This window comes from Novosphingobium naphthalenivorans NBRC 102051 (assembly GCF_001590985.1).
Taxonomy (GTDB): domain Bacteria; phylum Pseudomonadota; class Alphaproteobacteria; order Sphingomonadales; family Sphingomonadaceae; genus Novosphingobium; species Novosphingobium naphthalenivorans.
The window spans coordinates 1-6,971 of the sequence record NZ_BCTX01000136.1 but is presented as its reverse complement, the minus strand read 5'-3'; the positions used below and the strand labels follow the sequence as shown (position 1 = coordinate 6,971).

The following is a 6,971-nucleotide window of genomic DNA, read 5'->3' as shown; positions in this document are numbered from 1 at the left end:
GGGTTAAGGCATTCCAACGTTATGCAACAAAGCCTATTGTGTCGCAAAGGCCTGTCCATGGCTGTCTCATTACAGACTGCACCGCAACACTGCATTTCTAACTGGGAAAAACCTAATTCGGGCTGGGGGATTCGAGAGGCGATGGCGATGGTAGCGCCGCGCCGCGGCCGGATCGAGGTTCATATGACGCCGGGCAGGCGCCTGATTATCGTCCGCCATCTCGCATGACCTGAGCGTCCCCGGTCGGGTCCGGCCCTGGCGTGGCAAACACCGAATCGATGAATTTGCGCGTGGTCGCCCCGAGTTCGCCGGCACGCCAGGCCAGCGCAAAGCGCACCACTGCCAGTTCGGCGGTGGCGTCGGGAACCTCAAGCGGGCGGAAGGCAACCCCGCGCATCCGCAGGCGCTCGGCCGAAGCGGGCACGATCGCAACGCCTTCGCCGCAGGCGACGATGCCGATGACCGCCTCGGTGGTCGGCGCCTCATGCGCTATTTCGGGATCGAAATTCGCGAGGCGGCACAATGCGAGCAGATCGGCCTGGAAGTTGAAGCCGCGCGTGGATTCATAGGTCACGAACCGGCTCGATCGCAGATCGGCGGGGGAAACCGCGCCACTGTGCGCCAGCAGCGGGTGTCCGAGCGGCAAGGCGGCCACCAGCGGTTCGCTGTGAACGAAGCGGGTTTCGATCAGTTCGTCGAAAATCGGCAGGCGCAGAATCCCGACGTCGATTTCGCCGCTTCTGAGCGCCTCGATCTGATGCAGGACAGACATGGCGCTGAAGCGAAGCTCGACGTCGGCCGTGGTCTCCCGAAACCGCCGGACCAGTGAGGGAAGGAGCGAATAAACCGTCGAGCCTCCGAAGCCGAACGTCAGCGTTCCGCTCAGCCCCATTCCTGTCCGCCGTGCAAGGTGGATGCCGTCGTCAAGCGCCGCCAGCGCCTTTCGCGCACTCAGCATGAGGCTGGCCCCCGCGGGCGTCAGCGCGACATGATGCTTGTCCCGATCGAACAGCCTGGTGCCGATCTCGCTCTCAAGCTCGCGGATCGCCCGACTGAGCGGAGGTTGCGAAATGTGGCAGCGTTCCGCCGCGCGGGTGAAGTTCAGTTCCTCCCCCACAGCAACGAGATAGCGCATCTGCCTCACATCCAACGTCATACCTCCAGAGTATTGCCAATGCTCTGATAATGTATTTCCGAAACGATGGCAAAGAAAGGATGATCCGTGCACGCAGAAGGAGACGCGATATGAGCGCGCGCATCGAGAGGCTTGGCTTCGAGCAATTGGCGCCGGGGGTGCAGTATGTCCTGCGCTCCAAATATGAACGGCTGGGCTATCTCGGCGAGTTCTTCCAGGTGACCGGCGTCCAGCCGGTGGTCCTGACCTCCTTCATGGAAATGACCGACGCGCTCAAGGTCGCTCTGCCGGAACATTTGACCGAGCTGGGCGCGCTGACCGTCGCAACGTTGATGGAAAACCGCTACGAACTGCACCAGCATGAGCGGCTTTCGAAGCGGCTGGGCTTCGGCGAAGCCTGGATAGCGGCCGTCGAGCAGGCGGATCCCGATGTCGCGCCGGAGCTTTCGGATGCCGAGCGCGATGTCCAGCGCCTGATCATCGCCATGCTGCGGCGGCGCGGCAAGGATGTGCAGGCCGAACTTGATAAGACGATCGAAGCGATCGGGGCGGAAGAGGCGATCGCGGTGATGTTCCTCGTGGGCCGTTACGTCACGCACGCGCTGATTGTGAACTCCCTCGATCTTCAGCCGCCTGTTCCCTCGATTTTCGATCGGACCGTGAAATGAGCGAAGGGCTTTGGATTTCCGAGGCGGAAGTCGTCTCGCTGATGGCGCTGCCGCAGGCGATCGATGCGCTGCGCGACGGGCTTCGCGAAGAGGCGGCGGGCCGCGCATCGAACATGGTCAAGACGCACGCGAGCTGGGCGAACGGATCGACGTTGCACGCGATCGGCGCGGTGTTCGACGGGTGGGGAACCGTCGGCACCAAGACCTGGGCGCACACGGCCGGGGGCGCGATGCCGCTGCTGATCCTGATCGACAGCGAAAATGGTTCGGTTCAGGCGATCATCGAGGCTTTCGCGCTGGGGCAGATGCGCACGGGCGGCATCAGCGGCCTCGGCACCGATGTCATGGCGCGTCCCGATGCCAGCCGGATGACCATGATCGGAACCGGCAAGCAGAGTATCACGCAGGTGGCGGCGGTGGCGGCTGTACGGCCGCTGACGCGCGTGACCGTGTGGAGCCCGACGGCTGTGAATCGCGAGGCGCTGGCCGAAAAAATCGAAGCGAAGCTCGGCGTGGAAGCGATTGCGACGCAGACGCTCGACGAGGCGCTGGATTCGGCCGATATCGTCACGCTTGCGACCCGCGCGCGATCCCCCTTCCTCAGCGCGGACGCCCTCCCTCGCGGGGTTCATGTGAACGCGGTCGGCGCGATCACGCCCGAGCGCGCCGAATTTGACGCGGCACTCATCGAACGCGCCTCGGTGATGGCGGCGGACAGCGTGCCGCAGGTGCGCAAGCTCAGCCGCGAGTTCATGGATGCGTTCGGAGAGGACGAAGCCCGATGGCAGCGGCTGCAGTCCCTGTCGACGCTCGTTGCCGGGAACGCGAGGCGGCCCGCCGATGCCGATCTCACGCTTTTCAAGGCGATGGGGATGGGAATTTCCGATCTGTCGCTGGGTATCGCTCTCCTCAAGGCCGCGCGTGAGGCGGGGGCCGGCCGGCCGCTTCCGGCGATAACCCGCCAGGCGCCGCGCCTGACACTTTAGATTCCAAGGAAAGGACCGCGTCCATGACCCAGCCCCTGTTCATCGAAGCCAGTGGCGCGCTGCCGGAACGCGACGCACCCTGGGAGCCGATCGTCATCACCAAGGAACAGATCGATGCCGAGATCGAACGGCTAGCGGCGATGCCCCGGCCGGCGAACGGTCGGCGGCGGTCCTATTTCCAGCATCCGCGCAACGAACGCTCGATCGGGCTGGCGCCGGGCATCCAGGTGTCGCTCGACGTGCTGCTGCCGGGCGAGGAAACGTCGACCTTTCGCCAGAATTCGACCCAGGTGAATTTCGTCATTCGCGGGCGCGGCGCCACCGAGACGAGCGGCCAGCATCGCGAAACCGCGCTTTATGACGTCTGGAACACGCCATCGATGCGCATCTATCGCCACAAGAATATCGGCGATGATCTCTATGTCCGCCTGACCTATTCGAACGGCGCGCTGCTCGACATGATGAACATCCATGTCGTCGAGGAAAATCCGCAGCCGCTCCTGAAGTCGATCGACCGGGAGGATGAGCATGCGGCGGCGGACAGCACGCGCGTCAACCCCTATGGCACCTTCCAGCTGAACGAGGAAGGCGCGTGGATGATGCCCTATGAACGGCTGATCAACCCGCCGTCGGTGACCAGCCCCGCGCTCTACTGGCCGTGGGAGCAGGTCAAGGAGCATCTCGACAAGCTGGAAGCGCTGGGCAAGGATTATGTCGGCCGCAGGCTTTATCTGCTCTATAATCCGATGACCGGGCGTACCAACGGCACCACCCCCAATTTCTTCGCGACGATGACGTTGCGCCCGCCGAAGATCGTCGATCGGCCGCATCGCCACTCGTCCGCGGCGGTGAACTATTATTTCTCGGGTTCGGGGCGGTCGACCGTCGAGGGCAAGGTCTATGAATGGAAGGCGGGCGATCTGATGCTTTCCGCGCCGGGCTGGTCGGTCCACAATCATGCGAGCCATGACAATGGCCCGGTCTATGAACTGACGATCCAGGATCAGCCGCTCAACATCGCGATGGAATCGCTGCTGTGGCAGGAAAGCCTGAAGGAGCCGCCCGCGCTTCTCGGCGCCGAGGAAGGCTTCGCGACCAATCGTGAGGCGGTCGGCGGCTGATGGCCGGGGCGCGGCGGATCGATGATTTCGGCGGTGTGACGCTGGATGGCGACGCCATTGCGGCGGCCGCGCGGGCGCTGGACGAGGCGGAGCGGACGGGGCGGCAGATCCGCCTCCTCAGCGAGACCTATGCCGGCCTGACGATGGACGATGCCTATGCCATCCAGACGGAATGGGTGCGAATGAAGGCGGCGGCGGGCGATCCCGTGATCGGGTGGAAGATCGGGCTGACGTCGAAAGCGATGCAGGCGGCGCTGTCGATCGACATTCCGGATTCGGGGGTGCTTCTGCGGAGCATGGCGTTCGACAATGGCGCCCACATCGCCCCAGGCCGCTTCATCCAGCCGCGGATCGAGGCGGAGATTGCCTTCGTCATGCGCACCGGCCTTGAGCCGGAAGAAATTTCGGCCGAAGCGATCCTCGCGGCGACCGATTATGTGGCTCCGGCGCTCGAAATTCTCGATACCCGGATTACCCGCAAAGATCCGGAAACCGGGCGGCTCCGCAACGTCTGCGACACCATTTCGGACAATGCCGCGAACGGTGGAATCGTGATGGGCGCCCCGGTCCGCGAATTCGGCGCGCTCGACCTGCGCTTCGTCGGCGCGATCGTCTCGAAGGATGGCGATGTCGAGGAAACCGGTCTCGGCGCCGGCGTGCTCGGCGATCCGCTGGTTTCGATGGCATGGCTCGTCGAAAGGCTGGCGGCGCGTGGCGACCGGGTCGAGGCCGGGCAGGTCGTGCTTTCGGGATCGTTCATCCGTCCGGTCGAGGCGCCCCCCGGAAGCCATATCGTCGCCGATTTCGGATCCTTCGGGCAGGTAGAGTGCCATTTCGGTTGACCGAGGGCGATGTGGGAGAGTGACGTGAATGCGTTCAAACAGGCGATCGGCGAGCATCGCCCGCAGATCGGTTTCTGGCAGGCACTGGCCTCCTCCTATACGTGCGAGATTTCGGCCGGGGCAGGTTTCGACTGGTTGCTGATCGACGCCGAGCATGCGCCGAACGACGTTCCGCTCGTGCTGGCACAGTTGCAGGCGGCGAGTGCCTATCCGGTCGAACCCGTGGTCCGGCTTCCGGTGGGCGATCCGGTGCTGATCAAGCAGTATCTGGACATCGGGGCGCGGTCGCTGCTGATCCCGATGATCGAGGATGCCGCCATGGCGACGGCGATGGTCAGCGCGACGCGCTATCCGCCGCACGGCATCCGTGGCGTCGGGACGGCGATCGGGCGCGGCAGCCGCTGGAACCGCACGCCAGGCTATATCCGCAACGCGGCCGAAGACATCTGCCTGCTGCTGCAGGTGGAAAGCCGCGCGGCGATCGCCAATGTCGGCGCGATCGCACGAACCGAAGGCGTCGACGGCGTGTTCATCGGCCCGTCCGATCTCGCTGCCGACCTCGGTCATCTCGGAGATGCCGCCCATCCCGAGGTGCAGGAGGCGATCGAAGGCGCCATTGTGGCGATCCGCGCGGCGGGCAAGCCTGTCGGCATGCTGATGGCCGACGAAGCGCTGGCGCGGCGCTACCTTGAAATCGGGGCAAGCTTCGTCGCGGTGGGAACCGACGTGACGATCCTGGCGCGCGGCGCCGAAGCGCTCGCAGCCCGCTTTGCCGGCGGGGACCCGCGCCCGGCGAATTCGGGCGCGGGAGGCGTATATTGATGATGGCGAACGCAGCAGAAAACGTACTCGCGCACCCCGGCTCGCTATCGGTCAATCCGGCGACCGGCGAGACGGTCGCGCTGCACCCCTGGCTCGGGGAGCGTGAGGTGGCCGAAGCCGTCGACGCTGCTTCCGCGGCGTTCGACGTGTGGCGTGACATAAGCTGTGCGGATCGTGGCGCAGCGCTTCGGCGGCTGGGGCAGACTCTGGAGCAGCGGTCGGAACTGCTGGCGCGGCTGATCTCAGTCGAGATGGGAAAGCCGATCGGCCGCGCACGCGGCGAGGTCGCCAAATGCGCCGCGCTGTGCCGATGGTATGCGGATCATGCCCAACGGTTGATCGCCGACGAGCGGATCGACATGGGCAGCGATGGGGAGGCGGTGGTCCGCTATCGCCCGCTCGGCATCGTCCTCGCCGTCATGCCGTGGAATTTTCCCTTGTGGCAGGTACTGCGCGCCGCCGTGCCCGTTCTCGCGGGCGGCAATGCGATGCTGCTCAAACATGCCGACAACGTCCAGGGCTGCGCCAAAGCGCTCGCTGACTGTTTCGGCGCGGCGGGCTTCCCTGCCGGTCTGTTCGCGAACGTCCATGTCTCACGCGACCAGATCGCGCCACTGCTGGCCGACCAGCGGATCGTCGGCGTGTCGGTGACGGCGGGAACCGCGGCGGGCGGCGCCATCGCGGCGGAGGCGGGGCGCAACCTGAAGAAATCGGTGCTCGAACTCGGCGGATCGGACCCTTTCATAGTCTTGGCGGACGCTGACCTCGACCGCGCCGTTCCCGCTGCGATCGAAGCGCGGTTCCAGAACAGCGGACAGGTTTGCATCGCCGCCAAGCGGCTCATCGTGGAGGCGCCGATCGCCGAGGCCTTTACGGCGCGCTTCGTCGCCGCAGCCGAGGCGCTGGTGTGCGGCGATCCGCTCGACGACGCCACGGACCTGGGGCCGCTTGCGCGCGCGCGCGCGCGCGACGAACTCCATTCGCAGGTGGAGCGCAGCCTGGCGATGGGCGCGCGGCTGCTTGCCGGCGGCCGGATACCGGACGGGCCGGGCGCCTTCTATCCTGCGACCGTGCTCACCGGCGTGACCCCCGCTATGCCGGTCTTTCGCGAAGAGACGTTCGGGCCTGTCGCGGCGATCATCGTCGCCGATGACGGCGACGATGCGGTCCGGCTCGCGAACGACAGCGACTTCGGCCTCTCGGGTGCGATCTGGAGCGGCGACAGGGCGCGCGCGACCACGCTCGCCCGGCGCATCGAAACCGGTGCGGTTCATGTGAACGGGGTTCCCGTTTCGGATCCTCGGGTGCCGATCGGCGGCGTCCGGCAAAGCGGTTATGGTCGCGAACTTTCCCACTTCGGAATGGCTTTGTTGCATAACGTTGGAATGCCTTAAACC

General features: G+C 65.4%; 8 protein-coding genes. 7 read left to right on the top strand and 1 reads right to left on the bottom strand.

Going from position 1 to position 6,971, the window contains the following annotated elements:
- On the top strand, positions 1-228 hold a 228-nt coding region (locus NN5_RS26695; RefSeq protein WP_217998765.1), incomplete at its 5' end, for a hypothetical protein.
- On the opposite strand, the gene NN5_RS23580 is transcribed toward NN5_RS26695, so the two are convergent.
- Positions 206-1,156, bottom strand: a complete 951-nt coding sequence (locus tag NN5_RS23580; protein ID WP_051585692.1) for a LysR substrate-binding domain-containing protein — start codon at positions 1,154-1,156, stop codon at positions 206-208. The genes NN5_RS26695 and NN5_RS23580 overlap by 23 nt on opposite strands.
- 89 nt (positions 1,157-1,245) lie before the next feature.
- Here NN5_RS23580 and NN5_RS23575 point away from each other — a divergent pair, with 89 nt between their 5' ends.
- Genes NN5_RS23575 through NN5_RS23550 form a run of 6 tightly spaced genes read left to right on the top strand, consistent with a single transcriptional unit; the run spans position 1,246 to position 6,968 of the window.
- The gene (locus NN5_RS23575; RefSeq protein WP_037486856.1) at positions 1,246-1,803 is read left to right on the top strand and encodes a carboxymuconolactone decarboxylase family protein; all 558 of its coding nucleotides are present in this window, start codon (positions 1,246-1,248) and stop codon (positions 1,801-1,803) included.
- Entirely contained in the window at positions 1,800-2,789 is a 990-nt protein-coding gene (locus tag NN5_RS23570) for an ornithine cyclodeaminase family protein (RefSeq protein ID WP_037486857.1), read from the top strand. The genes NN5_RS23575 and NN5_RS23570 overlap by 4 nt, the downstream gene beginning before the upstream one ends.
- 23 nt (positions 2,790-2,812) lie before the next feature.
- Entirely contained in the window at positions 2,813-3,910 is a 1,098-nt protein-coding gene (locus NN5_RS23565) for a cupin domain-containing protein (protein WP_037486858.1), read from the top strand.
- On the top strand, positions 3,910-4,752 hold the full coding sequence (gene hpaH / locus NN5_RS23560; RefSeq protein WP_051585693.1) for a 2-oxo-hept-4-ene-1,7-dioate hydratase: 843 nt from the start codon (positions 3,910-3,912) through the stop codon (positions 4,750-4,752). The genes NN5_RS23565 and hpaH overlap by 1 nt, the downstream gene beginning before the upstream one ends.
- A gap of 24 nt (positions 4,753-4,776) precedes the next feature.
- On the top strand, positions 4,777-5,574 hold the full coding sequence (gene hpaI, locus NN5_RS23555) for a 4-hydroxy-2-oxoheptanedioate aldolase (RefSeq protein WP_223308216.1): 798 nt from the start codon (positions 4,777-4,779) through the stop codon (positions 5,572-5,574).
- Between the two features lie 2 nt (positions 5,575-5,576).
- The gene (locus tag NN5_RS23550; protein ID WP_067738978.1) at positions 5,577-6,968 is read left to right on the top strand and encodes an NAD-dependent succinate-semialdehyde dehydrogenase; all 1,392 of its coding nucleotides are present in this window, start codon (positions 5,577-5,579) and stop codon (positions 6,966-6,968) included.
- Positions 6,969-6,971: the final 3 nt, after the last annotated feature.